General features: G+C 68.3%; 25 protein-coding genes. 15 read left to right on the plus strand and 10 right to left on the minus strand.

All coding sequences use genetic code 11. From position 1 onward, the window contains the following. Nucleotides 1-14: 14 nt before the first annotated feature. Genes E9232_RS16445 through E9232_RS16455 form a run of 3 tightly spaced genes read right to left on the minus strand, consistent with a single transcriptional unit; the run spans nucleotide 15 to nucleotide 3,180 of the window. Nucleotides 15-803 carry an endonuclease/exonuclease/phosphatase family protein gene (locus E9232_RS16445; RefSeq protein WP_309795483.1) on the minus strand — a complete coding sequence of 263 codons (789 nt, stop codon included), beginning with the start codon at nucleotides 801-803 and terminating at the stop codon, nucleotides 15-17. Continuing rightward, complete coding sequence (locus E9232_RS16450; protein ID WP_309795485.1) at nucleotides 800-2,968, minus strand: VTT domain-containing protein; 2,169 nt, start codon at nucleotides 2,966-2,968, stop codon at nucleotides 800-802. Before E9232_RS16450 ends, E9232_RS16445 begins: the two co-directional genes overlap by 4 nt. A 23-nt stretch (nucleotides 2,969-2,991) precedes the next feature. Continuing rightward, nucleotides 2,992-3,180: a DUF3008 family protein gene (locus E9232_RS16455; protein WP_309795487.1), complete on the minus strand. Its 189-nt coding sequence runs from the start codon at nucleotides 3,178-3,180 to the stop codon at nucleotides 2,992-2,994. Nucleotides 3,181-3,526: 346 nt separating this feature from the next. Between E9232_RS16455 and E9232_RS16460 the strand changes: the two genes are divergently transcribed. Together E9232_RS16460 and E9232_RS16465 are read left to right on the plus strand one after the other, a co-directional pair. Continuing rightward, nucleotides 3,527-5,719 carry a WD40/YVTN/BNR-like repeat-containing protein gene (locus tag E9232_RS16460; RefSeq protein WP_309795489.1) on the plus strand — a complete coding sequence of 731 codons (2,193 nt, stop codon included), beginning with the start codon at nucleotides 3,527-3,529 and terminating at the stop codon, nucleotides 5,717-5,719. A gap of 16 nt (nucleotides 5,720-5,735) precedes the next feature. Further along, on the plus strand, nucleotides 5,736-7,766 hold the full coding sequence (locus tag E9232_RS16465) for a glycoside hydrolase family 5 protein (protein ID WP_309795492.1): 2,031 nt from the start codon (nucleotides 5,736-5,738) through the stop codon (nucleotides 7,764-7,766). Between the two features lie 144 nt (nucleotides 7,767-7,910). Here the strand turns inward: E9232_RS16465 and E9232_RS16470 are convergent, their stop codons facing one another. Then, nucleotides 7,911-8,192 carry a hypothetical protein gene (locus E9232_RS16470; RefSeq protein ID WP_309795495.1) on the minus strand — a complete coding sequence of 94 codons (282 nt, stop codon included), beginning with the start codon at nucleotides 8,190-8,192 and terminating at the stop codon, nucleotides 7,911-7,913. 421 nt (nucleotides 8,193-8,613) lie between these two features. On the opposite strand from E9232_RS16470, the gene E9232_RS16475 reads away from it, so the two are divergent. Then, nucleotides 8,614-9,165: a DUF4142 domain-containing protein gene (locus E9232_RS16475; protein WP_309795496.1), complete on the plus strand. Its 552-nt coding sequence runs from the start codon at nucleotides 8,614-8,616 to the stop codon at nucleotides 9,163-9,165. 241 nt (nucleotides 9,166-9,406) lie between these two features. On the opposite strand, the gene xth is transcribed toward E9232_RS16475, so the two are convergent. After that, nucleotides 9,407-10,180 carry an exodeoxyribonuclease III gene (xth, locus tag E9232_RS16480; protein ID WP_309795498.1) on the minus strand — a complete coding sequence of 258 codons (774 nt, stop codon included), beginning with the start codon at nucleotides 10,178-10,180 and terminating at the stop codon, nucleotides 9,407-9,409. A 202-nt stretch (nucleotides 10,181-10,382) separates the two neighbouring features. On the opposite strand from xth, the gene E9232_RS16485 reads away from it, so the two are divergent. From E9232_RS16485 to E9232_RS16505, 5 genes are all read left to right on the plus strand, one after another. After that, nucleotides 10,383-10,565, plus strand: coding sequence for a CsbD family protein (locus tag E9232_RS16485; protein WP_309795500.1), 183 nt, complete (start codon nucleotides 10,383-10,385; stop codon nucleotides 10,563-10,565). A 52-nt stretch (nucleotides 10,566-10,617) separates the two neighbouring features. Continuing rightward, nucleotides 10,618-11,112 (plus strand): YciE/YciF ferroxidase family protein, encoded by a 495-nt coding sequence (locus E9232_RS16490; RefSeq protein ID WP_309795502.1) that lies wholly within the window; start codon nucleotides 10,618-10,620, stop codon nucleotides 11,110-11,112. A 275-nt stretch (nucleotides 11,113-11,387) separates the two neighbouring features. Next, on the plus strand, nucleotides 11,388-11,519 hold the full coding sequence (locus tag E9232_RS35905) for a hypothetical protein (protein WP_441717004.1): 132 nt from the start codon (nucleotides 11,388-11,390) through the stop codon (nucleotides 11,517-11,519). Nucleotides 11,520-11,553: 34 nt separating this feature from the next. Continuing rightward, entirely contained in the window at nucleotides 11,554-12,165 is a 612-nt protein-coding gene (locus E9232_RS16500; RefSeq protein ID WP_309795504.1) for a cysteine hydrolase family protein, read from the plus strand. Between the two features lie 57 nt (nucleotides 12,166-12,222). Further along, entirely contained in the window at nucleotides 12,223-12,606 is a 384-nt protein-coding gene (locus E9232_RS16505; RefSeq protein WP_309795506.1) for a hypothetical protein, read from the plus strand. A gap of 150 nt (nucleotides 12,607-12,756) precedes the next feature. Here E9232_RS16505 and E9232_RS16510 read toward each other — a convergent pair whose 3' ends face one another. Continuing rightward, nucleotides 12,757-13,008 carry a hypothetical protein gene (locus tag E9232_RS16510; protein WP_309795508.1) on the minus strand — a complete coding sequence of 84 codons (252 nt, stop codon included), beginning with the start codon at nucleotides 13,006-13,008 and terminating at the stop codon, nucleotides 12,757-12,759. A gap of 187 nt (nucleotides 13,009-13,195) precedes the next feature. Here E9232_RS16510 and E9232_RS16515 point away from each other — a divergent pair, with 187 nt between their 5' ends. Next, on the plus strand, nucleotides 13,196-13,867 hold the full coding sequence (locus E9232_RS16515; protein WP_309795726.1) for an MgtC/SapB family protein: 672 nt from the start codon (nucleotides 13,196-13,198) through the stop codon (nucleotides 13,865-13,867). Nucleotides 13,868-14,098: 231 nt separating this feature from the next. Here the strand turns inward: E9232_RS16515 and gcvA are convergent, their stop codons facing one another. Continuing rightward, the gene (gene gcvA, locus E9232_RS16520; RefSeq protein ID WP_309795515.1) at nucleotides 14,099-15,007 is read right to left on the minus strand and encodes a transcriptional regulator GcvA; all 909 of its coding nucleotides are present in this window, start codon (nucleotides 15,005-15,007) and stop codon (nucleotides 14,099-14,101) included. A 118-nt stretch (nucleotides 15,008-15,125) separates the two neighbouring features. Between gcvA and E9232_RS16525 the strand changes: the two genes are divergently transcribed. The 6 genes from E9232_RS16525 to E9232_RS16550 are packed head-to-tail and all read left to right on the plus strand — an operon-like array spanning nucleotide 15,126 to nucleotide 22,593. Then, nucleotides 15,126-16,724: a VOC family protein gene (locus E9232_RS16525; RefSeq protein WP_309795517.1), complete on the plus strand. Its 1,599-nt coding sequence runs from the start codon at nucleotides 15,126-15,128 to the stop codon at nucleotides 16,722-16,724. Between the two features lie 17 nt (nucleotides 16,725-16,741). Continuing rightward, entirely contained in the window at nucleotides 16,742-17,821 is a 1,080-nt protein-coding gene (locus tag E9232_RS16530) for a ketopantoate reductase family protein (protein ID WP_309795519.1), read from the plus strand. Further along, a complete protein-coding gene (locus E9232_RS16535) occupies nucleotides 17,818-18,936 on the plus strand; it encodes a Gfo/Idh/MocA family protein (protein WP_309795521.1) in 1,119 nt (372 codons plus the stop codon). The genes E9232_RS16530 and E9232_RS16535 overlap by 4 nt, the downstream gene beginning before the upstream one ends. Continuing rightward, complete coding sequence (locus tag E9232_RS16540; RefSeq protein ID WP_309795523.1) at nucleotides 18,933-20,564, plus strand: DUF885 family protein; 1,632 nt, start codon at nucleotides 18,933-18,935, stop codon at nucleotides 20,562-20,564. The genes E9232_RS16535 and E9232_RS16540 overlap by 4 nt, the downstream gene beginning before the upstream one ends. Next, a complete protein-coding gene (locus E9232_RS16545; RefSeq protein ID WP_309795525.1) occupies nucleotides 20,561-21,586 on the plus strand; it encodes an ABC transporter ATP-binding protein in 1,026 nt (341 codons plus the stop codon). Before E9232_RS16540 ends, E9232_RS16545 begins: the two co-directional genes overlap by 4 nt. 5 nt (nucleotides 21,587-21,591) lie before the next feature. Continuing rightward, nucleotides 21,592-22,593: an ABC transporter ATP-binding protein gene (locus E9232_RS16550; protein ID WP_309795728.1), complete on the plus strand. Its 1,002-nt coding sequence runs from the start codon at nucleotides 21,592-21,594 to the stop codon at nucleotides 22,591-22,593. On the opposite strand, the gene E9232_RS16555 is transcribed toward E9232_RS16550, so the two are convergent. From E9232_RS16555 to E9232_RS16565, 3 genes are read right to left on the minus strand one after another with little or no spacing between them, the layout of a single operon-like run. Further along, complete coding sequence (locus E9232_RS16555) at nucleotides 22,590-23,477, minus strand: ABC transporter permease (protein ID WP_309795527.1); 888 nt, start codon at nucleotides 23,475-23,477, stop codon at nucleotides 22,590-22,592. The two genes, E9232_RS16550 and E9232_RS16555, sit on opposite strands and share 4 nt — an antisense overlap. Continuing rightward, a complete protein-coding gene (locus E9232_RS16560; protein ID WP_309795529.1) occupies nucleotides 23,470-24,423 on the minus strand; it encodes an ABC transporter permease in 954 nt (317 codons plus the stop codon). Before E9232_RS16560 ends, E9232_RS16555 begins: the two co-directional genes overlap by 8 nt. A gap of 31 nt (nucleotides 24,424-24,454) precedes the next feature. Next, complete coding sequence (locus E9232_RS16565) at nucleotides 24,455-26,074, minus strand: peptide ABC transporter substrate-binding protein (RefSeq protein ID WP_309795531.1); 1,620 nt, start codon at nucleotides 26,072-26,074, stop codon at nucleotides 24,455-24,457. Nucleotides 26,075-26,201: the final 127 nt, after the last annotated feature.

Here is a 26,201-nt window from a genome sequence, read left to right on the forward strand (position 1 = left end):
TGTCCCGGTGCCGATCAGAGTTCCTGTCGCGAACGGCTCGCACGGATAGGCCGGTTCTCCGGCAGATCGTCGGTTCCGATCGGCGGGTCCGGCGGTGCTTGCAGGATCGGTGCCAGGCGGATCTCGGCGATCAGCGGCAGGTGGTCCGAGGCGTGGCGCCCGTCCGGGTCGGCCCAGCTGCGGATCAGCGCTGCGTGCGGACGGCAATAGACCCGGTCCAGCGTCAGGAGGGGCCAGCGTGCCGGAAAGGTGCGCTGCGGTGTGCGGGCCGGCAGCACCTGCGCGAGGCCCTTGCGGACGGCCCCGCGCCAGGTCCAGTCGTTGAAGTCGCCGAGCATGACCGACGTTTCCGCCGGGCTGTTCGCGATCCGTGCGAGCATCTCCGCCTGGCGCCGGCGCTCGGACAGCTTCAGGCCGAGATGCACGGCGGTGACGTGAAGCGCCGCGCCCGGCGTCGAGACGATGGTTTCGATGGCGCAGCGGGGTTCCTCGCCGAGCAGCGACAGGTCATGCAGCCGGGTGGCCGACAGCGGCCAGCGGCTGATCAGCAGATGGCCGTAATGCCCGTCCGGGGCGACGATGGTCCGGGCCTCTGCGGCGTGGCTGCCGAGCGCCGTCGCCAGCAGGGCGAAGGGCGAGGTCGCATCGCGGCCGCGGGAATCGACCTCCTGCAAGGCGATGATGTCGGGCGCATGACGGCGGATCAGCGCGATGATGCGGTCGAGGTCGTAGCGGCCATCCGGGCCGATGCCGGCATGGATGTTCCAGGTCAGCAGGCGGATCGGGGCCGTGTCGAACGTCACCGGTCGGTTTGCCGTCGCCGCATCACCAGCGCCTGCAGGCCGATCGAGAGGGCGATCCAGGCGAGGACGACGGCGATCAGGATCGACACATCCAGCAGCGACGGCGCGCGGAAGATCGGCATGATGCGGTCGCCCAGCGCCGAGAGGGTGATCAGGCCGGGCGCCAGCCCCAGGGCGGTTCCCACGGCGTAGTCGACGATCGGAATCCGGGCCGCGCCGGCGGCGAGGTTGACCAGGGTGAAGGGCGCGATGGGAACCAGGCGGATGCTCGTCATGGCGATGATGCCGCGCCGGGCGATGGCGCCGCGGATGCGGCCGAGGCGGGGGCCCATGGCGTCGCGCAGGATGGTTTCCCCCAGGCCGCGGCCGATGAAATAGGTGACGAGCGCGCTGGCGAGGGCTCCGGCGCCGGCATAGGCCACGCCGGGCCATGCCCCGAAGGCGGCGGCGGTGGCGGCGATCAGCACCGTCACCGGGAACATGACCAGCCCGGCCAGCACGAACAGGCCGATGACCACGAGGGGGGCAAGCCCCTGCTCGCCGATGCCCTGGAGAGCCCCCTGCAGCAGGTCCGGCCGCGTCCATTCGGCCAGCGCGGTGGTGCGCCAGGCCAGGACCAGCAGCACGGCCGCCAGGACCACCGGGGCAAGCCGCAGCAGGCCGCGCCACCGGGCCGTGACCGAACCCAGGGCCCGCTCGATCAGGCCGGCGCCCAGAAGCGGCCGATGCGGGTCCGCGACGGCGGCGAAGGACCACGCGCTGTCATCGCCGATGGTCCCGCCATCGTCGGTCGGCTGCAGGCAGCGCTTGCCGTGGGCGAGAGCGTCGATGGCGGCGCGCACCGACCCGGAGGCCGAGATCCGCCGCGCCATGTCCTCCGCCCCGATGCCGCAATGCTCCGCCAGCAGCCGGTTGCGCACCGCCGTGATCGCCGTTCGGTCGGCGTCGTCGGCCGCCTCGATCGTAAGGTCGCATTCGCTGTCGACAGCCATCGAGCGGTTGCACAGATTGGCGGACCCGATCCGCAGCAGCCGGTCGTCGACGATCATCAGCTTGGAATGCACCATGATGTCGGTCGCCGCGCCGTCACGGCTGGTGCGGGGGTGCAGCAGGCGAATGCGGTCGCCGACCCCGGCGGCGCGAAGCGTCGCGATGAAGCGGACCCGTCCCGACACCATGGCGCGGTGCTCGATCCAGCTGTTGTGGATGTGGGGCCCGACGATCACGACCTCGAGCCCGGGGACGGCCTGCAGGCGCGCGGCCAGACGCATGGCGAGGCGGGTGCAGGTCAGGAACTGGTTCTCGATGTAGATCGTGGTCTCGGCGGATTCGATCATGTCCTCGAACAGGGCTTCGACCTCCCGGACCTCACGCTCGCCGGGATAGGACGGCAGCGTCCGGGAAATGCCGACCGTGACGTCGCGGAAATCCGGCGCCACCGCATCGGGCCATGGGTCGTTGGCGACAGGGACGGGGACAGGGACCTCGTCCGTGGCTCTTTCCCAGCGCCACCGGGCCAGCGCCGCCAGCGCGATGGCGGCCGGGCCATCGACCATCAACTGGACGTCGTGGAAAGGAGGGTAGGGGACGCCGCTGGGGTCGACCCGATGCCCGTTCGCGGGGGCGTGGGCCGGCGTGTCCCATCGCCGGATCGTCAGGTCGAGCCCGCCGACAAAGGCGACGGCATCGTCGATCACCACGATCTTCTGATGATGCGAGGAGCCGACCGGGATCTCGTCGTCGAGGCACAGTTCGATCTGGCGCGGGGTGCTCCATTGCAGGGTGAGCAGCGGCAGCGACTCGCGTTCCAGCGCATAGAGCAGCGAGTAGTTCCACAGCAGCAGCCTGATCGACAGCTGCGGCTCGTCACGCACCAGGGCGCACAGGAAATCGCCGAGCTGCGCGGGCAGCCCATCGTCGGGCACACCCTGCGGCCCCACCAGCGGCGTGCGGCTGTCGATGTCCCAGCCGATGATGGCGATGCTGCGCTTCGCCCGGCGCATCGCCGCCCGCAGCGCCCCGTAATAGGCGGCGGCATCCACCAGCACCGCAGCACGCCGGGCCGGCTCGACCCGCCAGCTGTTGGCGCCCGGCCTCAACACCGCCGGAGTCGAGCGCCGACCCACGGCCGGATCGGTCGACGCTGCGCCGAGGTTGGCCCTCATGTCATGGCGCCCGATCGTCGCTGCTACGACTTCGAGGCGTGGTCGGGCCTGCCCTTCCGCTTGGTCGAAGCCAGTTCGTCGAGCTGCGTCTCGCTCATCGACTTGTACATCGACTTCGAAGCGCCCTTGAGGTCGCCGACCTTCTGCTCGCCGCGCTTGGCCGAGAGGGCCGCTCCCGCCGCCTTCTGCTGCGCCTTCGATTTCGCAGGCATGTCCATGCTCCTCTACAGTGATCCGCCATGGAAACGACGCGTCGCGACGGCCGGTTCCAGCCCGTCGACGGCCGGGCGCGGCGGTCGCCCGCATGGGCCGATGAATTTGTTTCGCCTTGTGCCGATGGGATCTTGCGCGCGTTGCAGGAATGTGTCGGCCTGGAGTGGCATATATAGGAAGTGATTCGCGGCCGGGGGACTGCGGACCTCTCAGGATCCAGCAAGCCGGATCGATTTTGCGGCGCTGGTCTGGATGGGGATCATTTTATCGGGAAGGGCGTTCCGGTCGGCTCCGGACAGGGGGCGTCGGTCAGGCCCGTTTGACAATCAACCGGAGGGGGGCCCGGTGAACCATAGAGTCATGATCGCCTTGATGGCGGTGCTGTTCCTGTTCGCGCCGTCGCTCGGCCACGCGCAGACACTGACCTGGAAGCCCGGCAACCCCGGCGGTGGCGGCGCGTTCAACTCGCCCGTCGTGACCGCCGAGGGATACTGGGCCACCGGTTCCGATCTCGGTGGCCTCTATCTCAGCACGAATGCGGGGGCAAGCTGGACCGCGGTGGGGTCGGCCCAGGGGCTGACCGTCACCCATATCGCATCGCTGGCGGCCCACCCCTCGGGCAAGCTGCTGGTCGGCACCGATGGCGGGCTCTTCGTCGGCAACAGCAACGGCACCGGCTTCAGCCGGAAATACGCCACTGGCTACATCGCCGCGATCGCCGTGTCGGCCAATCCGAACATCGTCTACGCCGCGGTGCACCCGCAGTGGGACGCCCTGCAGCCCTACATCATCCGCTCCACCGATGCGGGCCAGACCTGGAGCGCGACGGGGTCCAACCTGCCCGCCGGCCTGCGCATCACCGGGCTGCGCACCCATCCCGTGGATCCCGACGGCGTCTGGGCGATCAGCGGCCGGGGGCGCTTTCCGGACCGCCCGGAAAGCCAGGTGATCTACCAGGCGCATTTCTCCACCGATGGCGGCCAGACCTTCACCCGGCTCGACCCGCAGCAGGGCAAGCTGGTCGACATCGCCTACGGCCAGGACCCGCAGAACCTCAACCTGATGTATGCGACGGTGGTCGCGACCGGCAATGCGCCGCAGGTCTATAAGTCTCTGGAAACCGGATACTCCTGGACGCTCCTCGCCTCCGGCGCCCAGGCGCCTTCGGGGATCATCCTGGCCGACCCCTCCAACTCCAGCCGGGTCCGGATCGTCGGCCTCGACGACCAGGCCCTGCGCCCTGCCGGGACCTATGGCAGCTTTCTGTGGGAGAGCAGCAATAGTGGGGCGACCTGGGTCAAGCGCACCCTGAGCGTCACCGGCGGCTGGTCCCAGGCCGACGAGGACTGGGGAATGGGCTTCAGCTACCAGGGGCTCGGCCAGACCCTCGGCTATAACCCCTCATTCCCCAACACCGTGCTGTGGACCAACAACCAGTTCCTCTACGCCAGCAGCGATGGCGCCAAGAACTGGAGCGACAGCGTCTCCACCGCGGTCACCGGCAAGTGGCGCTCGCGCGGCATCGACAATGTGGTGCCGATCGTGGTCGAGCAGAGCGCGGCTGACGCCAACTTGGTCTATGCCGGATACATGGATCTCGGCCTGTGGCGCTCGGACGATGGCGGCAGCAGCTGGACCAGCCTGGACGCCGCGCCATACACCGGCGGATGGGCCGGCAAGGGCGGCAACAGCCTGAGCGTGACCGCGGATCCCAGCCGCCCCGACGTGGTCTGGGCCCAGCTGGGCGGCAATATGGAGAATTGCGGCACCCCCTGCGCCGAACCGCTGTATCTGCTGAAGAGCACGAACCGTGGCGCGACCTGGCAGCAGCTGACCCAGGGGCTGCCCAGCCCGATCCGGCGCCTGGAGGGGCTGACCGTGGCGCCCGACAGCACCGTCACGTCGCGCTGGGTCTACGCGGCCGTCAATGGTGATGTGTATCTGAGCGAGGATGACGGCGCCTCGTGGCAGATGGTGCTGAACTGCCCCAACGACGACTGCTTCCGGATCTACTACACCGCGACCAACGGCGTGTTCGCCCTGTCGGCCGGCGCGATCTACCGCTCGTGGCAGGGCGGCAGCGTCAACACCTGGAGCCAGCTGACCCTGCCCGCCGCCATGACCAGCGGCTGGACGGCGGGCCAGCACTGGCTGCACGACGTCTGGACCTATAGCGGGCCGATGGATCTGGCCAGCCGCGACAACAACATCTGGATCGCGGTCAAGGGCAGCGGCAAGGGCCTGTACCGGTCGGCGGATTATGGCCAGAGCTGGGCGCGCGTCCAGGCCGATGACTGGGCCAGCACCGTGACGGTCCATCCCGGCACCGGCCGGGTCTATCTCGGCAGCTCCAGCGCGGTCCATGCCGGCGGCTACGCCTCGACCAGCCTGGGCGTGCTCACCAGCGCCAACGGCATCTCGGCCTGGACGGCGCAGAACCAGGGCCTGGCCTATCCGTTCGCGCTGTTTGCCAGGGTCGCCGCCAATGGCGCGCTGTGGCTGGCCTCGCCCGGGCAGGGCGTCATGAAGTGGCGGTGACATCATGAACAGCCGCTTGCTCCGGGGCCTTTTCGCCCTGATGGGACTGCTCGGCACGCTCGGCTTCGGCAGTGCGCGCGCCGCCGACCCGGTGGTGATCTACAGCGATGCGCTGCAGGCTGGCTGGCAGGATTGGAGCTGGTCGTCCGGCCAGATCCTGACCAACACCGCCACGGTGCATGGCGGCACCCGCTCGATCCGGCTGGTGCAAGGCGGCTGGGGCGGCCTGTACCTGCACACCGTGGCGATCAGCACCACCGGCTATGGCGCCTTCACCTTCTGGGCGCATGGCGGGACGGCCGGCGGCCAGCTGCTGCAGGTGGAGGCCCGGGACGCCAGCGGCAACCCGATCACCCCCGTGCCGCTGGCGCCGCTCCTGGCCAACCAGTGGCGGCAATACTCGGTCGATCTGTCGGCGCTGGACGCGCAGGACCGGCAGATCACCGGCTTCGTCATCCAGAACGCGACCGCAGGCACCCTGCCGCAATACTTCGTCGACGACATCGGGATCAGCGTCGCGCCGACCCGGCAGGTCCTCTACGACGACCAGTTCCGCAACGGCTGGACGCCGGGCAGCGGCTGGAACATCAGCAGCAACACCGCCACCACCAGCCCGGTGCATGCCGGCACCAAATCCATCGGCATCACGCCCACCGGCGAATGGGGCCAGTTCTATTTCGACAAGGAAGGCTTCAGCACCGCGGGCTTCGACACGCTCGAACTCTGGGCCCATGGCGGCACCGCGGGCGGCCAGGTGGTGTCGGTCGACGCCTTCCGCGCCGGCAGCTTCCTGGGCACCGTGGTGCTCTCGCCCATGACCGCGGGGCAGTGGACCCGGTACGAGGTGTCGCTGGCCGATCTCGGCGTGGCGAACACCACGATCGACACCCTGGCGATCAAGCACTATTCCGACGCGGCCGGGCCCCGGTTCTATGTGGACGACCTAGCGATGGTCGGCCAGGGCTCCGGCCCCTCCAACGTGGCGATGAGCGGGCTACATGTGCAGGGCAACCAGCTGCTCAACGGCCAGGGGCAGGCGCTGTTCGTCCACGGCGTCAATCGCGGGACCACCGGCTTCGAATGCGTGCAGGGCTACGACGCCACGCCGCGCGACCAGGCCTTCGTCGATGCGGTCAAGTCGTGGAACGCCAATGCCGTGCGGGTTCCGTTGAACGAGCAGTGCTGGCTGGGCATCAACACCACCAGCGCGAACGCAGCCTTTATGGGCGCGACGTACCGGCAGGCCATCATCGACTACGTCAACCTGATGACCGCCAACAACCTCGCCGTCATCGTCGACCTGCACTATGCGATGCCGGGCTCGCTGTCGACCATCGGGCTGGATTTCCAGCCGATGCCCAACGCCGATCATTCCGTCGCGTTCTGGACCAGCGTGGCCAACGCATTCAAGGGCAACAGCGCGGTGATTTTCGACCTGTACAACGAACCCTTCCTGCTGAACGACCCGCCCGAGGCCCAGGCCTGGAGCTGCTGGCGCAACGGGGGCAGCAGCTGCTCGGTGAAGGTCGCGGATGACTATGTGGACACCAGCACGTCCTACACCGCGGTCGGGATGCAGGCGCTGGTCGATACGGTGCGCGCCACCGGGGCGGAGAACGTCCTGATGGTCGGCGGGCTCAGCCTGGCGGGCGACCTGAGCCACTGGCTGGCCTACAAGCCCACGGATCCGGAGAACAACATCGTCGCCTCCTGGCACCAGTACAACTTCGCGTCCTGCACCAGCCAGCAGTGCTGGGACGACGAGGTCGCGCCGGTGATGGACCAGGTCCCGCTGATCGTGGGCGAACATGGCATGGCCAATCACTTCGGCGCCAGCTGCGACACGGGCTACCTGGACCGGCTCTGGGCCTTCATCGAGGGCAAGAAGCAGGGCTACATGGCCTGGAACTTCAACACCTGGCCGGGCACCTGCGGCACCGGCGACTTCAACATCGGCCTGATCACCGACGAATCCGGCACCCCTTCGAGCTATGGATCCCAGTACTACAATCACCTGCGCGGGCTGACGAGCACCCACACGGATTGACGACGGGCGAACAGGCGCTCCGCCGAATTCATGACTCCGTCCCGGTGCGCTGTGTGCGGTGGGTGTAGCGGGCAAGCTAGGCGAGGACGGGGCCGGCCCGCCGAAGGCAGTAATGGCGGCGCCACGAGACTCCAGAGCCGGGGATTAGCCCGAACGGTATTTGCGGTTGGTCTCGCTCGCATTCGAGACCTTCCCGACATCGCCGAAGGCAATGGCGTTTCCGTAGACCGGGATCAGCTGCTGGTTCTGAAGATCCACGCGGTCGACGACGATGTCGTCTGTGTCACCGTTTGAGTTCGTCACCTTCAGGTGGTCGCCGGGTTTGCAGCGCTTCAAAATCACGATCGGATCCACGATTGACTCCCACGCAGTGCGATAGGGGGCAGCGAGCGCCGGAACAAGCGGCCGTCTGGCCAATTCGATCATCTGCCTACCCTGCCAACGAGACCACCGGCCGCGGCGTTCCGGGAGGTCTGTCGCCTGGGCTACCTCCCGTCGCGGGCCGATTAGTATGCTGCGCTTGCCGCCGTCGCCTCGGTCGCGCCCTGGGCCGGGAAATGGCCCGTCCCGGTCCCCCAGCTGGTAGCTCAGCAGCGACGGCGTGGCATGGCGGCGGCGGAGGACCAGGCGCCGTCATCGCCGATGGTCCCGCCATCGTCCATGGAAACGACGCGTCGCGAAGGCCGGTTCCAGCCCGTCGGGATGGCCAGTCCCCGGTCGGCGGAAGAGGGGCGCCCGCACGACTCGCCCGTTCCGGACTCAATGGGACTTTGCGACAGATTCGGAACGTTGAGCGCGCCTGCCCCGTTGCAATCGGACATCGCATTCGTTTTCAGGGAGATCCGTCATGAGATCCGTCCTGTTGCTGTCCAGCGTCGCTGTTCTGGGGTCGTTGCTTCTCGGTGCCTGCAGCAAGGAGAACGAACCGGCGGCGGTGCTGGCGTCCCTGGCCCCGGCGTCGCAGATGGACCCGGCCAACTACGCCCAGACGGCCGGCATGAGCGACCTGTTCGAGGTCGAGGCCGGCAGGGTCGCGGCCAAGCGCGGGCGCAGCGCCGAGGTCAGGCAGTTCGCAACCATGATGGTGCGGGACCACACTGCGTCGACCGCCAAGATCCGCAGCGCCATCGCCGCCTCGAACCTGCCGATCCAGCTTCCCGCGAAGCTCGACCCACAGCACCAGGACGAGCTTGCCGCGCTGAAATCGGCCCGCCGCTCGGAGTTCGACAGGCTTTACATCGATGGGCAGGTGGAGGGGCATCAGCAGGCGCTGAAGCTGCAGCAGAGCTATGGCGATTCCGGCAGCGATCCCAACCTCAAGGCCGTGGCCCTGGAGTTGGCGCCGATCGTCGAACACCATCTGTCGGAGGCCCAGACCATACAGTCCGGCCTTCAGTAAGCGGATGGCGCGTCCAGGAGAGGGCAAAGAGCCGGATCCGATCACCGGCGGTTGCCTTTGCGGGCGGGTGCGGTACACCGTGACGGCCGTGCCGAGGGTCCACCTCGCCGGACTTGCCTGCCTGCTCATGCGGGATCTGCATGCTGTCCGGGATCCGGACGTCGTGGTGGCGACACCCGCACGCGCCGATGAATCGTTGCCGAACCACTGATGCCGTCGACGACCTCGGCGGCGCACCCCGTCAGTCAGCCAAGTCGATCCAGACCGGCGCATGGTCGCTCGCCTTCTCCCATCCGCGGGCTCGGCGGTCGACCGACGCCGATACAAGGCGGTCGGCGACCGAAGGGCTGAGCAGCAGGTGATCGATGCGCAAGCCCGCATCCCGGGCGAACGCGTTCCGGAAGTACTTCCAGAAGGTATAGATCCGCTCATCCGGATGAAGCGTCCGCAGCGCATCGGTCCAGCCCTGATCGACCAGCCGTCGATAGGCGGCGCGGACCTCGGGACGGAACAGCGCATCGTCCCGCCAGCGCGCCGGCGCATAGACGTCGAGATCCGTCGGCATGACGTTGAGATCTCCCGCCAGCACCACCGGGATCTCGAGGTCCAGGAGGGTTGCAGCATAATCCGCCAGGCGGTCGAACCAGCGGAGCTTGTAGTCGAATTTCGCGCCCGGCGCCGGGTTGCCGTTCGGCAGGTAGAGGCAGCCGACCAGGACGCCGGCGACAGCTGCCTCGATATACCGGCTGTGGCTGTCGTTCGGGTCACCGGGAAGCCCGCGCCTGGTCTCCACCGGATCACTCCCACGGGCGAGGATGGCGACGCCGTTCCAGGCCTTCTGCCCGTGCCAGATCGCGCCGTAGCCCGCGTCGCGCAACGCGGCGGCCGGAAACCGGTCATCTGGCGACTTCAGCTCCTGCAGGCACACGACATCCGGCTCCGCGGATGCGAGCCAGTGGAGGAGGAGCGGCAATCGGCCGTTGATTCCATTGACGTTGAAGGTCGCGATCCTCATGGCGACTTAGTAAAGAGGAAGAGGCCAGTCTTGGTTCCCGGTCAGTAATATCCAGGGTGAATGGGGAAATTATACTTTGTTGTATTCCCCATTCTCGCATTCGGCCGTTTCGTATCGTTTCGTTTTCAAGAAGGAGGGCCTTCGAGGAACGAAGAGGCTGCGGCGCCTATTCATCTGTCGTCTGCAACTCTGGAGGCCGGACATGGACAAGGATCGGATCGCTGGCGCCGCCAAGCTGGCGAAAGGCGCCGTGAAGGATGCCGCTGGAAAGGTCACCGGCGACCGCAACCTTCAAGCCGACGGCAAGATGGATAAGGCCGAAGGCAAGGTTCAGAAGGAAGTCGGCAAGGCCAAGGACGCCGTCCGGGATGCAGTAAAACGCTGAGGCCATATTTGGCCGTTATTTGCAGAAAGACAACAATCCATAGGGGTGATTCATGGCAACGACTGAAAAGACGCTCGACGATCTGTTCCTCGACACGCTGAAGGACATCTACTATGCCGAGAAGCAGATCCTGAAAGCCCTGCCCAAGATGGCGAAGGCTGCGCAGTCCGCCGAGCTCAAGACCGCGTTCGAGACGCATCGCGACGAGACCGAAGGCCAGGTCGACCGCCTCGAGAAGGTGTTCGACCTTCTCGGCAAGCGGGCGCAGGGCAAGACCTGCGACGCCATCGTCGGCATCATCGACGAAGGCAAGGAGATCATGGAGGAGTTCAAGGACACCTCCGCGCTCGATGCCGGGCTGCTCTCGGGCGCCCAGGCCGTCGAGCACTACGAGATCTCGCGCTACGGCACGCTGAAGGCCTGGGCCGCCAAGCTGAACCTGCCCGAGGCCGTGCGGCTGCTCGACCAGACGCTCCAGGAAGAGAAGAAGACCGACCAGCTGTTGTCGAGGCTCGCCGAGAGCAGCCTCAACCGGAAAGCAGCCTGATCCGACGGCGCCACGGCGAGCGATGATCCGTCCAGCGATTGACCCGATGCTGGGCCACGTCTCGCTCGTCGTGGGCGATCTTGACCGGGAACCGCTGGATTTTCTCGCTGACTGACCGGCGGCCCGTCCGACCACGGAACGGCGATCTCCTCGGCCCATTGATTCAATCGACGTCCGGACATCCGACGGAGACCGCCATGACCGATCCGAAGACTGCCGGCCCGTGCCCACCGCAACCAGTGCAGCAGCAGCGGCCGCCGGGGAGGACATCCGCCATGGACCCACGCCCGGACCACGGCGAGGACAGCTATCGCGGCAGCGGCCGCCTGGACGGGAAGGTCGCGCTGATTACCGGCGGGGATGATTCCGCCCTGCTGCCGGTGACCGGCGGCCGGCCGATGCTGTGATGCCCTCGCCGCGGTCATCGCCGGCGATACCGTCGTGACACCCGACGAGGCGCTGCCGTTCGGTCGGTTGGGGGACGGGACCGTCCATCTCTGCATCGACATGCAGGAGCTGTTCGCGCAGCAGACCCCCTGGCATGTGCCGTGGGCGCAGCGGACCTCGCCCTCGGTGCGGCGCCTCGTCCGACACCGGCCCGCGGACACCATCTTCACCCGCTTCCTGCCGCCCCGGCATTCGGACGAACTGCCCGGCAGCTGGCGGCGCTACTACACCCGCTGGGCGGAGATGACGCGGGGAATGCTGGATCCCAGGCTGCTGGCGCTGGTGCCGATGCTGGCGGAGTTCGTGCCGCCGGCCCTCGTCTTCGACAAGCACGGCTATTCCGCCTTCACGGCCCCGGGGCTCGGTGAGCGGCTTCGCGCCGGCGCGATCGACACGCTCATCCTCTCCGGCGGCGAGACGGATATCTGCGTGCTGGCGACTGCCCTCGGCGCCGTCGACCGGGGCTACCGCCTGGTGCTGGCGGAGGACGCGGTCTGCAGCACGTCCGACACCACCCATGAAGATCTTCTCCGCCTCTTCCATGAGCGCTTCTCGCAGCAGATCGAGGTCGCGCCGGTGGATCAGATCCTCGAGGCTTGGCCTTGACCGGCTCAGCCCTCCCCGACACGGAGACACGCGTGGGAAAGCCATGAGGCAAGGCCAATGCAGCACGGTGACGAAGGCGGCGGTCATCAATGGCAGCATCTCCAGGAAGCTGTGGACGTGCTGCTCGATGGGGCTCACGGCGCGGCGTGTCACCGCGTGGCTGACGTCCCACAGGGCCGTCGCTTCGTGTGCCAGGAAGGCGACGATCATCAACACGATAATCAAGGAGTTGATTTCCAAAAACAGCGCGGCCAGCAGCGGGAGCGCCATCTCGCCGAACATCAGCAGATGGATCAGGGATTCCTTCGCTTCGGCGGTCGACTCGATATTGGCGGCACGATGACAAAGCCAGTCAGCGAAGCCGGCGGCGAACCAAAGCGGCAGAATAAAATAGAGGAGGATAGTGAGGACTGGATCCGCCAACGCGGTCTCCGCGTATGAGACGACTGCATCGCCAAGCTTTCTTGCCAGCCGGCCCGCCAACACTTCGAAGCACTCGTCGAATCAATGCGGACTTATCGGTGCCACGCTGACAAAGGGTAGCGCGAGCGCTTGCGCACCCGCGCTACCCTCGCTCCAGGCCAACGGCGATCAGCTTCGCTGGTCGCCCTTGCCGGACCGATCCATCGGTCCTTGCTGGCCACCCTGGCTGTGGCGTGCCTTGTCGTCCGGGCGCGCCTGGCCGGGTTGCGACGGGCTCGGCCGTTCACCCTGCTGCTGCTGCTGCTTCGGCTGACCGGGGCGGCCTTGCTGCTGTTGCTGGGGGCTCTGATCCGGCCGCTTGACCTGCCCGGGATTGGTTTGGCCCGGCTGGTTCTGCTTGTTCGGGTTTTCGTTCGACATATCGATTCTCCAAGGGCTCGATGCCCATGGATTCAAATAGACCTGACGCTGCAACGGTTCCGCCGGCCGTTGGCGAGGGGATGGGAGCACCTCGGTCCAAGCGGCGGTCCTTTGTCGAAGCAGGCCGGAACGATATCCCGACGAATTCTGTTCCAGCGGCACGAACCTGGAACTGAGCGCAGGGGACATCGCTCTCCGTCTCGCCCTCAGCGTCGCCGGCGGCGCCATCATCGGCCTCAATCGCGGGATCGAAGGCCGGCCCGCGGGGCTGCGGACGACGCTGCTGGCCTGCTTGGCCGCCGCCATTTCCATGATCCTGACCAACCAACTGCTGCAAGTGACCGGCAAGACGCCGGAGTCTTTCAGCAGGATGGACGTGATGCGCCTGCCGCTGGGTGTCCTGTCGGGCATGGGCTTCATCGGCGGCGGCGCCATTCTCCGCCGGGGCGACATGGTCGTCGGCGTGACCACGGCGGCGACGCTGTGGTTCGTGACCATGATGGGGCTGTGCTTTGGTGCCGGGTCGATCGGCCTCGGGTTGGCCGCGCTGGGGCTTGGCATCGCCACGCTCTGGCTGCTGAAATGGGTCGAGGCCTGGATGCGGCAGGAACGGCAGGCCCAACTGGCGTTGACCCTGGCCGATCCCGATGTCGACATTCCGGCGCTGCAGGACCGGCTGAAGGCCGCGGGCTTCCGCATCGCCGCGCTGACCGTCCAGCATGCCGTGGAGCCGCCGTGCAGCACCCTGCGCTTCGACCTGTGCTGGACCGACCGCATCGCCGACAAGGGGCCGCCGCCGAAGATCAGGGCGCTGCGCGATCTGCCTGGTCTGGTCGGGCTGGAGTGGCGCTGCCAGTAGACCGAAGCCTCACCGCGGGATGGTGTCCGGCACGGTGAGAATGGTTTCGTTGCCGATGCCGGCAACCCCACCTCTGCGGGGCGACCATCGCTCGGGCGACGATCAGCGCCACGCTCCTAAAGTGATTCTGGAGAAGTGGGCAGGCTCGGCTCGTAGGCGATGATCTTATTCGGCTTCCCCAGGGCAACCGCCGCGGCGGCGGCTCGCCGGCCGGAACAGGCCATGGTGTGTTCACGCCGCCTTGGAGGTTTCTATGATCCAACGGCGAAAAGCGCGGACCCGCATCAGCTCGGCCTTTGCCTTCGGGCTGACGACATAGTAGGCGCCCGGCCCGGTAACGCGGACATCATAGGGGACGATGAGGGCCCTGCGCTGGATCTCGTCCTCGACTAGAAGGCGCGGCAGCAGCGCTATCCCCAGCCCCGCGATCGCGGCCTGGATCACCATGTAGAAATGTTCCAGCGTCGGACCCCAATGCAACGCTGCAGGGGTGACGTCGATCGAGCGGAACCAGTGGTTCCAGGCATCCGGGCGGGTCGCATGGCGGATCAGCCGGTGGTGTTCGAGCGCGTCGAAGTCCGAGAGCGGATGACGCCCAGCCATGATCGCGGGGCTGCAGACCACGACCACCTCCTCCGACATCAGCGGCTCGGCGATGGCGTCCGGCCAGCCGCCATGGCCGAACCGCACGGCCACATCGATCTTCTGGGCCGCGAAGTCGAGCGGTCCGTCGTTGCTGACGAGGTTGAGGACGATGTCGGGGTACAGCGCCTGGAACGCCGACAGCCGTGGGATCAGCCACCGTGTGCCGAAGGTCGGCAGCATGCCGATCGACAGGGTGCCGCCGCCGTCCCGGGTGGAAATCAACTCCATCGTCCCGGCCTCGATGCGGTCGAGAGCATCCCGCACCAGGTCGGCGTAGAAGCGGCCCTGGTCGGTCAACTCGATCCGGCGGCTGACGCGGACGAAGAGCGGCAGGTCGAGATATGTCTCGAGGCTGCGGACCAGACGGCTGGCCGCGCTCTGGGTCACGTATAGCTCGGCGGCCGCATGGGTGAAGCTCTGGTGGCGGGCCACGGCCTCGAAGGTGCGGATGGCGTTCAGCGAGGGCAGCAGACGGCGGCGGGTCGGCACATCCATTCCCTGAAATCATGGTTTCGCAATCTTAATGCGCCTTGTGGACCGAGGCCAACGGTCTACCCTCGGACGGGAAAACACCCCGCCATAGCGGCACGCCTCGCGGAACCGGTTGCATCCGATGGCCATACACCCATTCCACCTCTCTTTCGCAGTCGATGACCTGGAGCGCGCCAAGCGGTTCTATGGCGAAGTCCTGCAATGCCGGGTTCGACACGAAGACGAGCATTCGATCGATTTCGACTTCTTCGGCCATGTGGTCTCGGCCCGTCTGGCAGATGGCGGCTCGGTCTCGTCGGCCCGGTCCGGCGGCGAGTCCGGTTCCTTGTGGAGCTTCGGCGTCTGCCTCGACAGCGAGCGATGGGACGCCCTGACCGCTGTGGTCTCGCGCGCCGGCGTCGCGCTCGGGGAGCCGCCATCCGTCAGCCCGGACCGCCTTATGCTGCGCGATCCCGCCGGAAACACGCTGGAATTCATCCTGGGGCGAGGCCGGTCGGCGCCGGTCGCCGCCAACGACGAGGCCATCGGCATGACCATCGACCCCGCCGCGATCGGCGCCACCCTGACGGCCGTGACCATGGGCATCGACGCGTTCGAGCGCTCGCGTCCGCGGGGCACCAGCCTGCTGGACGGGGAAGGACTGGTGCCGATCTACATGGGCACCGATCTCGTCCCGGCCCGCCGCTATGCCAGCTGGGACGAGGTGCAGGAGGATCTCGCCGCTCTGGAATCCTCGGTCGGCCAGGTCCCCGACGGCACGCGCGCCGTGTTCCTGCGCGGCATGCTGACCTCCCTCAAGGTGGCGGTCCGATTGTTCGCCGGCGCCAGCCCGTCCTTCGAGGAGAAGGTCCGCGACCTCGTGGGCGCCCCGATCGGCCCGGTCGACCCGGCGGTGATCGAGGACATCCGCGGCCGGCTGGACTCCCTGCTGCGACGCCAGGGCGCCGTCCGCGGGGATCTTGGCGAGCGCATCAAGGCTTGGGAAGAAGGGCGCTTCGTCGACCCCGAGCGGCTCGAGGCGACCTTCAGCGAACTGCTGGCACAGGCCAAGGCGCGGACGGATGCCCGCATCATCGACACCGGCGACTACGAGATGGCGCTCAACCCGGTGCGCGACATGCCCTTCACCGCCCGCTGCAACTTCAACCAGGGCCAGATGGACCTGAATGTCGACCAGCGCTTCACCCGATCGGCGTTGAAGCATCTGGTGTGCCACGAGGTTCATCCGGGCCATGTGACCCAGCTGCTCTATACCTGGGCCGAGGTCGAGGCCGGTCGGTCGGACGCCGACGCCCTGCTCTGCACCGCCAACACCGTCACCGGCTGCGTCCAGGAGGGCATCGGCGACCAGGCGGTGCAACTGATCGACTGGATCGAGGACGAGGACGACGAGATCCATCTCGAATTGCGCCGGCTGCGCAGCGCGGCCCAGACCAGTGCTGCATGGCACCTGATGGTGGATGGCTGGCCGGCCGATCGCGTCGCCGAGTATCTGCGCCGGACCGCCTTCGGCCAGGAGGCCTGGATCCAGGGGCGGCTGCGCATGGCGGCCCATCCCTTCCGCGGTCCGTTCATCGCCTCCTACTGGGCCGGCAATGAGAGCGTGCGCCGCGTGCGGGAGCGCGTCCCCGCCAGTCAGCGCCCGGCCTTCCTGACCTACCTCTACGGGCAGGTGCACAGCCCCGAGAGCCTGGAGATGTTTTCGCCCGCCACCCCGTGACAGCCGAAAGCGACAGCATGACCATCACCATCATCGGTGCCGGCGCGATCGGCGGGTTGGCCGGGGCGTATATGGCCAAGGCGGGGCATGATGTCCTCCTGGTCGATCGCTGGCAGGAGCATGTCGACGCGCTCAACGCCCGGGGACTCTTCATCGACGGCGTCCGCGGCGAGATGACGGTTCCGGTCCGGGCCGCGACGCCGGACCAGCTGACCCAGCCGCTGGGCATGGTGCTGGTCGCCACCAAGTCACAGCATGCCGTCGACGCGGTGCGGCAGGTGCTGCCGCTGCTGCGGCCCGACAGCGCCATCGTCTCCTATCAGAACGGGTTCAACGAACCCGACATCGTGGCCCTGCTTGATGCCAACGGCTTCGACGGCAAGGCCATGGTGATCGGATCGATTCCGAACTACGGCGGCGCGCTGGTCGATCCCGGCTACATCGAGTTCGTCCATGAGGGGCCGATCCAGCTCGGCGAGATGGATGGCCGCCGCACCCCGCGGCTGGAGGAACTGGGCCGGCAGCTGTCGGCGCTGACCGAGGTGCAGGTCTCCGACAACATCTGGGGCCAGATCTGGGCCAAGGAGGTCTATTCCGCCCAGGTCGTGTTCTCCGCCCTGGTCGATGCCCGCATCCGCGAGACGCTGGGGGTCGAGCGCTATGCCCGGATCGCCGGCGCGATCGTGCGCGAGGCGCTGGAGATTGCGGAGGCGAACGGGATCGCGGTCGAGGCCTTCGACTTCTTCGACCCCGCCAACTACCGGCCGAAGACGCCGGCCGACACGCGGCGCCTGCTCGACAACATCAACCACGCGATCTGGCTGCTGAAGAAGGACCAGAACGAGCAGGCCCACCAGTTCAAGAAGAAGGGCTCCGGCATCTGGTGGGACATCGTCTACCGGAACCGGCCGTCCGAAGTGCGCTCCTCCAACGGCAAGCTGATCGATTACGGCCGCCGGGCCGGCGTGGATGTCCGACTGAACGAGAAGCTCTGCGCCATGATCTACGAGATCGAGGAAGGGCGCCGCCCGCTCGGCTTCCACAACTACGACGAGCTGGAGGCCTATGTGAACCAGATCGGAAAGGCGCTGCCATGACAGGGACGAGACTCGGGGTCGGGGTAATCGGGGCGCACAGCTGGGCCGAGAAGGCGCACCTGCCCGGCTACGCCGCGCATGAACGGGTGGACCTGGTCGCCATCTGCGATATCGAGCCCGAGCGTGCCCAGGCGATGGCCGAGCGGTTCGGCGCACGTCGGATCTACACCGACCACCGAGCGCTGCTGGCCGACCCGGACGTGCAGATGGTCGATGTCTGCACACCGACCCACACGCATCTGCCGCTCAGCCTGGACGCGATCGCCGCCGGCAGGCACGTGCTGTCCGAGAAGCCGTTGGCGACCGAGGCGGAGCCGGCCTTCGCCGCGGCCCGGGCGGCGGATGCCAAGGGCGTGCGCACCAAGCTGGGCTTCACTTTCCGCTACTCGCCGGCCATCCGGCAGGTGAGGCAGTGGATTGCCGACGGGACGCTGGGCGAGATCTTCCACATCCACGGCTTCGAGCAGAACAGTCAGTTCCTCGACCCGGATTTCCCGCTGCGCCAGGTTGTGCCCGGCGCGCCGCGCGACCAACTGATCCCGGCGTCGATCATCGGCTACGGGTCGCACCTGGTCGACCTCATGCGTTGGCTGGGAGGAGAATTCGCGTCGGTCGCCTCGACCATGCGCAACTTCGTGCCCGAGCGGGTGGTGCGCGGCGAGCCGGGGCGGCAGCGTATTCCGATCGAGGACGGCGCGGCGGCGGTGGTCGAATACGCCAGCGGCGCCCAGGGGCTGCTGCAGTCGAGCTACATCGCGGTCGGCAACTATCCGGGCGTCGAGATCCGGGTCTACGGATCGAAGGGCGCGGCGGTGGCGCGGCTGATCTCGGAATACGGCATCGCCGAGACGCTGCACTTCGCCACAGCCGATGCGGTCGAGTTTCGCAAGATCGACCTGCCGGCGGACCATCTGCCGCCAGGCACCACGCTCGGCACGCCATGGCCCGAGCTCTACTACCGCAACCTGGTCCGGCACTTCGTCGACGAGATCCTCGAGGACCGGCCGCAGGAATGCACGTTCTTCGACGGCGCCAAGAGCCAGGAGATCGTCGACGCGGTGATCCGGGCGCATGCCGAGCGGCGCTGGGTCGACCTGCCGGGGCAAGGAAGGTGACCGGCGGCGCCGGCCTGGATCCGGGTCTGGTCGACGCCTTCCTGGCCCACCACCTGGCCTTCCGGCCGGTGGACGCGACCTTCATGGGGATCGACGGGCACGACGACCGGCTGCCGCCGGCCGCCACCGGCACCGAGGCTGCCGAACGGGCGGGGCTGGACGCGCTGCAGGACCGGCTGGCGGTGCAGCCCGAGCCGTCATCCCCGGGCGATCGGCTGGACCTGCGGCTGATGCGGTCGGAGATCGCCATCGCCCGCGCCGGCCTCGACCACAGGCCGCGCTTCCTGAACCCCGCCTGGTACACGGGCGAGGCAGCCTTCGCGATCATCGCCCTGCTGCTGCCGCAGTCGCAGCCGACCCGCAGTTCGGCCGTGGCGGCCCGGCTGGCCGCGCTGCCCGACTTCCTGGCCGACGGGCGGGCCCGGCTGTCCGGCACCGCAACGCCGCGCGGCTGGGCCGACCGGGCGCGGCGGGAGGCTACGGCCGTGGCGGGGTTCCTGCGCGGTGACATCCGCCTGCATACCGATTGGTCCGAAAGCTGGGCCGTGCCGGCCGAGGCCGCCGCCCGGGCGCTGGAAGACTTCTCCGCCGTTGTGGCAGGCCTGCCGGACCGGGACCCGGCTTGCGGCGAGCCATATCTGGCGTTCCTGATGCGCGAGGCGCATGGCCTGGCCCTGTCCCCCGCCGAGGCAGCGCGCCGGGCGCAGGACGCGTTCGACCGCATGGGCGGCGAGTTGGAGGAGATGGCGACGCGGATCGATCCCGCGCGATCCTGGCAGCAGCAGGTCGAGGCCCTGGCCGAGATCCATCCCGCCGCGCCGGAAGATGTCCCGGCCAGCTATCGCCGTTTGCACGACGCGGCGGTGCGGGCGGCCGCCGGCCTCGTCACTCCCGCCCCGGAGTACGGGCTGTCGTACCAGCCGCTGGCCCCCACATTCCGCACTGTGGCGCGGGATCTCTACTTCCTGTTCTACCGGTCGCCCCCGATGGCGCGCGCCGGCGACGGCAGCGTCTATTGGGTGACGCCGCCGGGTGGCGGCGACCCGGCCTCCTATCTTCGCGGCCAGAATGACGCCCTGGTGAAGGCGGTCCACGCCGTCCATCACGGGTCCATCGGCCACCACACCCAGAACGCCCGGGCCCGGCAGGCGGCATCCCGCCTGGCCCGCCTCGGCGGCACCGATTGCGCCGCCGGCATCGCCTTCCTGTCGGCGGGCACCATGGTCGAGGGCTGGGCCTGCTACGCCGAGGACCTGCTGCTGGAGGCGCCAGGCTTCTACACCCCAGGCGAGGTGCTGTTGCTGAAGCAGTTCGAGCGGCGCAACGCCGCCAGCGTGCTGGTCGACATCCGTCTGCACACCGGCGAATGGACGCTGGAGGAGGCCAAGCGCTTCTACCGGGACGAGGCCGGCTTCGCCGCCGCCCGGGTCGACGGCGAGGTGACGCGCAACTCGATCTTCCCGGCGACCCGGCTGATGTACTGGCTGGGCGTCGAGGCGATCAAGGACCTGCGGTCGCGCTGGCGTGGCGGCGTCCAGGCCTTCCACGATACGCTGATCGGCCACGGGCACGTGCCCGTGGCCTGGGCGGAGGATGAGATGAGGCGGGCAGGGCAGATCGCCGGATGACGGAAGCGGACTGCACCGGCACGCCGCTGCTCGATGTCCGCGGCCTGGTGACGGAATTCCGCACCGAAGCGGGGCCGGTGCGCGCGGTCAACGGCGTCGACCTGCGGGTCGAGGCCGGGCAGACCGTGGCGCTGGTGGGCGAGAGCGGATCGGGCAAGTCGGTGACGAGCCTGTCGGTCATGCGCCTGGTCCGCTCGCCCGGCGGCCGCATCGCCGCCGGCGAGATCCTGTTCCGCGGCCGCGACGGCCGGGTGCGCGACCTGGCACGGCTCGACCAGACGGCGATGAGCGATGTCCGCGGCAACGAGATCTCGATGATCTTCCAGGAGCCGATGACCAGCCTGAACCCGGTGCACAGCGTCGGCCGCCAGATCGCAGAAGTCGTCCGGCTGCATCGCGGGGTTGGCGCCAGGGCCGCCTGGAGCCGGGCGGTCGAGATGCTGTCGCTGGTCGAGATCCCGGACGCGCGGCGCCGGGCCGAGTCCTACCCGCACCAGCTGTCGGGCGGGATGCGGCAGCGGGTGATGATCGCCATGGCGCTGGCCTGCGACCCGGCACTGCTGATCGCCGACGAGCCGACCACCGCGCTCGACGTCACGATCCAGGCGCAGATCCTGGACCTGATGCGGCGGCTGCAGCGCGAGCTCGGCATGGGCATTCTGTTCATCACGCACAATCTCGGGGTTGTCGCCGAGATCGCCGACCGGGTCGAGGTGATGTATGCCGGCCGGGTGGTCGAAAGCGCGGACGTCGACGGGCTGTTCGACGCGCCCAGCCATCCCTACACACGGGGGCTGCTGGCCAGCCTGCCCGTCATCGACCATGCTGTCCGCGCCAGCGCCGGGCGCAGCCGGTTGAAGGCGATCCCCGGCCAGGTCGCGGATCCGCGCCATCCCCCGCCGGGCTGCGCCTTCGCGCCGCGCTGCGACCTCGCGGTGGCGGCCTGCGGCTCGGCCATGCCGCCGGTCGAGCGGGTGGCGGACAGCCACGCCTCGCGCTGTTTGCGGTGGAGGGAGCTGTGACCGCCATGCCGCCGCCTCTGGTCTCGATCACGGATCTGAAGGTCCATTTCCCGATCGGCAAGGGCCTGTTCCGACCGGGCGGGACAGTCCGGGCGGTGGACGGCGTGTCGCTCGACATCCGGCCGCACGAGGTGGTCGGGCTGGTCGGGGAATCCGGCTCCGGCAAGACCACCCTGGGCCGCGCCGTGCTGCGGCTGATCGAGCCGACCGGCGGTTCCGTACGCTTCGAGGGACAGGAGATCCTGGGCCTGCCCGCGGCGGCGATGGCGGCGCTGCGCAGCCGCATGCAGATCATCTTCCAGGACCCCTATGCCAGTCTGAACCCGCGGATGACGGTGGGCGACACGCTCGGCGAGGCGCTTTACCTGCACGGCATCGGCGGCCGCGGGGACCGGCCGGCCCGGATCCGCGCCCTGCTGGACAAGGTCGGCCTGCCGACCTTCGCGGCCGGGCGCTATCCGCACGAATTCTCGGGCGGCCAGCGCCAGCGCGTCGGCATCGCCCGTGCCCTGGCGGTGAACCCGGCCTTCATCGTGGCGGACGAGCCGGTCTCGGCGCTCGACGTCTCGATCCAGGCGCAGATCATCAACCTGCTGCAGGACCTGCAGCAGGAGATGGGCCTGGCGCTGCTGTTCATCGGCCACGACCTGTCGGTGATCGAGTACCTGTGCGACCGGGTCGTGGTGCTGTATCTCGGCCGGGTGATGGAGACGGCGACGGCGGCCGAGCTGTACCGCAACCCGCGCCACCCCTACACCCGCGCGCTGCTGGACGCCGCCCCGATCCCCAGGCCCGGCGCCCGCCGTACCCGGATGGTGCTGAAGGGCGATCTGCCCAGCCCGCTCAATCCCCCATCGGGCTGCGTGTTCCGGACTCGCTGCCCCTATGCGCTGCCGGCCTGCGGCGAGGCGGCGCCTCCACTGCGCGACGCCGGGCCCGGCCATGCCGTGGCCTGCATCCGCAGCGACCTCGACCTGACCCGCCCGCCCGCCGTCGTCACGGCCTAGCCTCTCGGCTCCATCGCGTCGCGCAGCCCGTCGCCGACGAAGTTGACCGCCAGCACGGTGCAGAAGATGCACAGGCCCGGCGGGATCGCCAGCCAGGGCGCTGCGGCCAGCCAGGGGCTGGCCGTGTTCAGCAGGTTGCCCCAGGTCGGCACCGGCGGCTGCACGCCGAAGCCCAGGAAGGACAGCGCGCTCTCCAGCATGATCGAGCTGCCGACCGCCAGTGTGGCGGACACCGTGATCGGGCCGATCGCGTTCGGCAGGATGTGGCGCAGCATCAGCCGCGGTCCCCGCGCGCCCAGGGCACGCGCGGCCTCGACGAACTCCCGCTCGCGCAGCGCCATGAACAGGCTGCGGACCAGCCGGGCCGTGCCCATCCAGATCAGCGCGCCGATGATGGCGACCAACAGCGGCACGGACGGGCGCAACAGGCCGGACAGCAGCAGGACCAAGGGGAGGGGCGGGATCGACAGCATAACGTCGGTGAAGCGCATCAGCAGGCTGTCGACGATGCCGCGGTAGAAGCCGGCCAGCGCGCCGACCAGGGTGCCGAGGCCGGTGGCGATGATCGCGGAAGCGAGGCCGACGGCGAGGGAGACCCGGCCGCCATAGGCCAGCCGGGTCAGCGCGTCGCGGCCGAGTTCGTCGGTGCCCAGCCAGTGCGCGGCGGTCATCTCGCCCGGCGCGCCGATCAGGTCGAAGTCCTGGTCGTCGTAGGCGTAGGGCAGCACCATCGGCCCGACCACCACGGCGGTGGCCAGCAACAGCAGGAACACCAGTCCGGCAACGGCCGGCCTGTGGCGCAGGAAGCGACGCGCCATCTGGCTCCAATAACCGCGATGGCCGGGCTCGGCCATGGTCGCGACCGGCCCCGCCGCGTCAGTCATAGCGGATCCTCGGGTCGAGCGTGGCGTAGGCCAGGTCGGCGGCGATGTTGGCGAGCACGATCGCGAGCGAGCCCAGCATCATCAGCCCCATCAGCACCGGATAGTCGCGGCCGTCCATGCTCTCGATGAACAGCCGGCCGATGCCGGGCCAGGCGAAGACGGTCTCGGTGATCACCGCGCCCGAGATGATCGAGGCGAGGTCGAGCGCGATGATCGTCACCGCGGGAATCAGCGCATTGCGCAGGGCGTGGTGCAGGATCACGCCCGGCTCGCGCAGCCCCTTGGCATAGGCGGTGCGGATGTAGTCCTGGTCCAGCACGTCGACCATGCCGGAGCGGATGTAGCGGCTCCAGCTCGCGATGGTGGCGAGGGAGAGCACGGCGGCCGGCATGGCGATATGGGCCAGCCGGTCGCCGAACGAGCCGCCGCCGATGGTCTGGTACCCGGCCGAGGGCAGCCATCCCAGCGCGATGCTGAACAGCAGCTGCAGCAGCAGCGCCAGCCAGAACACCGGCAGCGAGATACCGGCAAAGGACAGGAAGGTCAGGACGTGGTCCAGCAGTGAATGGCGCCTTGCCGCGCTGATGGTGCCGAGGGGCAGGGCGATGGCGAGCGAGACCAGCATGGCCAGCCCGCCCAGCTCCAGGGTCGGTCCCAGCCGCTCCGTCACCTCCTGCAGCACCGGCCGGCCGGTGCGGATGGAATAGCCCCAGTCGCCGAGGACCATCGACTTCAGCCACAGCACGTATTGCACCGGGATCGGCTGGTCGAGCCCGTAGGCCTTGCGGATCTGCTCGAGCGCGGCCGGGCTGACCGACGGGTTGTCGGCATAGACGTCGAGCGGCCCGCCCGGCGCCAGATGGATGACGGCGAACAGCAGCAGCGAGATCCCGAACAGCAGCGGGATGGCGCCGAGCAGGCGGCGGAGAACGTGTCCGGCGTTCATGCAGGCCGCGGCGCGGTCGACGGGACCCCGGTCACCCTTCGAGATGCCAGTGGCTGGTGTCGACGAAGTTGGTCATGTTGGTCGGGTTGGGCACGAAGTCCTTCAGCTTCGTCGTCTTGGCGATGACGGCCACGTTGGTGGTCAGCGGGATCGAGGGCAGGTCCTCGGCCAGGATCTTCTGCATCTCCGCCGCATGCGCCTTGCGCTCGGCCGGATCGAGTGTGTTCTCCAGCTTGGCGAAGACCTCGTCGAGCTTCGGGTTCGAGTAGCCCTGGCCGTTGTTGGCGCCTTTGGTGCCGTAGAAGACGCTGTAGACCGGGTCGGCCGAGGTGATCCACCGGCCGTAGATCAGGTCGTAGTCGCCCTTGTAGCGTGCCTCGCGATAGGCCACGCCCGTCTTGTTGTCCGGGTTGGCGGCGATGCCGATGGCTTTGAGCTGGGCGATGATCACCTGCTCGGCCAGCTCGTCGTCGGCGCGGCCCGCCTGCACCACGATGCGGTAGGACAGGGTCTCCCCGTCCTTGGCGCGGATGCCGTCGGAGCCCTTGGCGTAGCCGGCGTCGTCCAGCAGCTTGTTGGCCTGCGCGACGTCGAACGCATAGTCCGGTGTGTTCGGGTCATATAGGTCCTTGAACACCGGCACGACCGGCGACTTGACCGGCTCGGGGAAGCCGCCCTGGGCCCGCACCAGCGTCTGCCGGTTCATGGCATGGGCGATCGCCTTGCGCACCGCAAGGTCCTGCAGCGACTTCGGGCCCTTGAAGTTGAAGTCGAGATGCTGCCAGGACAGCAGCGGTCCCTTGATCGTCTCCAGCCCGGCCACGCCCTCGATCTGCTTGGCCTGGTTGTACGGCACCTGGACCACGAGGCCGAGCTCGCCTGACTTCAGCTGGGTCATCAGGGTGTTGGAATCCGGGATGATCTTGAACACCAGCTGGTCCAAATAGGGCAGGGCCTCGCCCTTGTCGTCCTTGCGCCAGTAGTTCGGGTTGCGCTCGGTCAGCACATACTGGCCGCGCTTGAACTCCTTCACCATGAACGGGCCGGTGCCCAGCGGTTTTTCGTTGTAGACGTCGGTGTTGAGATCCTTCCCCTCCAGCGCGTGCTTGGGCAGGATGCCGAAGGTGAACAGGGTCGACGCGAAATCCGACGCCACCGTGTTGTAGTGGCAGATCGCGGTCAGCTCGTCCGGCGTCTCGATCGACTCGATGTCCTCGGTGCCGTCCTTGGACTCGGCGATGAACTTCTCGTCCTTCACCGCCTCCCAGGTGAACTTCACGTCGGCGGAGGTGAAGGGCTGCCCGTCATGCCATTTGACCCCGGGGCGCAGCTTGTAGGTGACGGTCATCTTCTTGCCGCCGTCGGTCAGGACGATGCCGCCGTTCTGCAGCGTCGGCACCTCCGTCGCCAACACCGGCACGTACTCCGCCTGGCCGTTCGGCGCCAGCAGCCCCTCGACCACGGCGGCCTGGACGTCGCCGAGATAGCCGGTCGAATAGACATTCAGCGTGTCGATGTCATAGGTCAGGCCGGCGGTCAGAGTGCCGCCGCGGCCCTGGGCCCAACCCGGCACGGCCCGCAGCGTGGCCAGGGCGGCCGTGCCGATCAATGCGCCCTTGAGGGCCGTCCGGCGTGAGAATTCGGTCGTCATCGGCTCCATCTCCCCGTCTTTGCCTGCCCGTATGCGGATCGTTGGCCGATCCGGTCCCAGCCCCGGTCGTCGCCGGAGCCTTGATGCCCAAGTGCCTATTCGCCGCGTCCCCTGTCCCTGACGGTCG

This window comes from Inquilinus ginsengisoli, assembly GCF_031453975.1.
In the GTDB taxonomy this organism is placed as follows: Bacteria; Pseudomonadota; Alphaproteobacteria; order DSM-16000; family Inquilinaceae; genus Inquilinus; species Inquilinus ginsengisoli_A.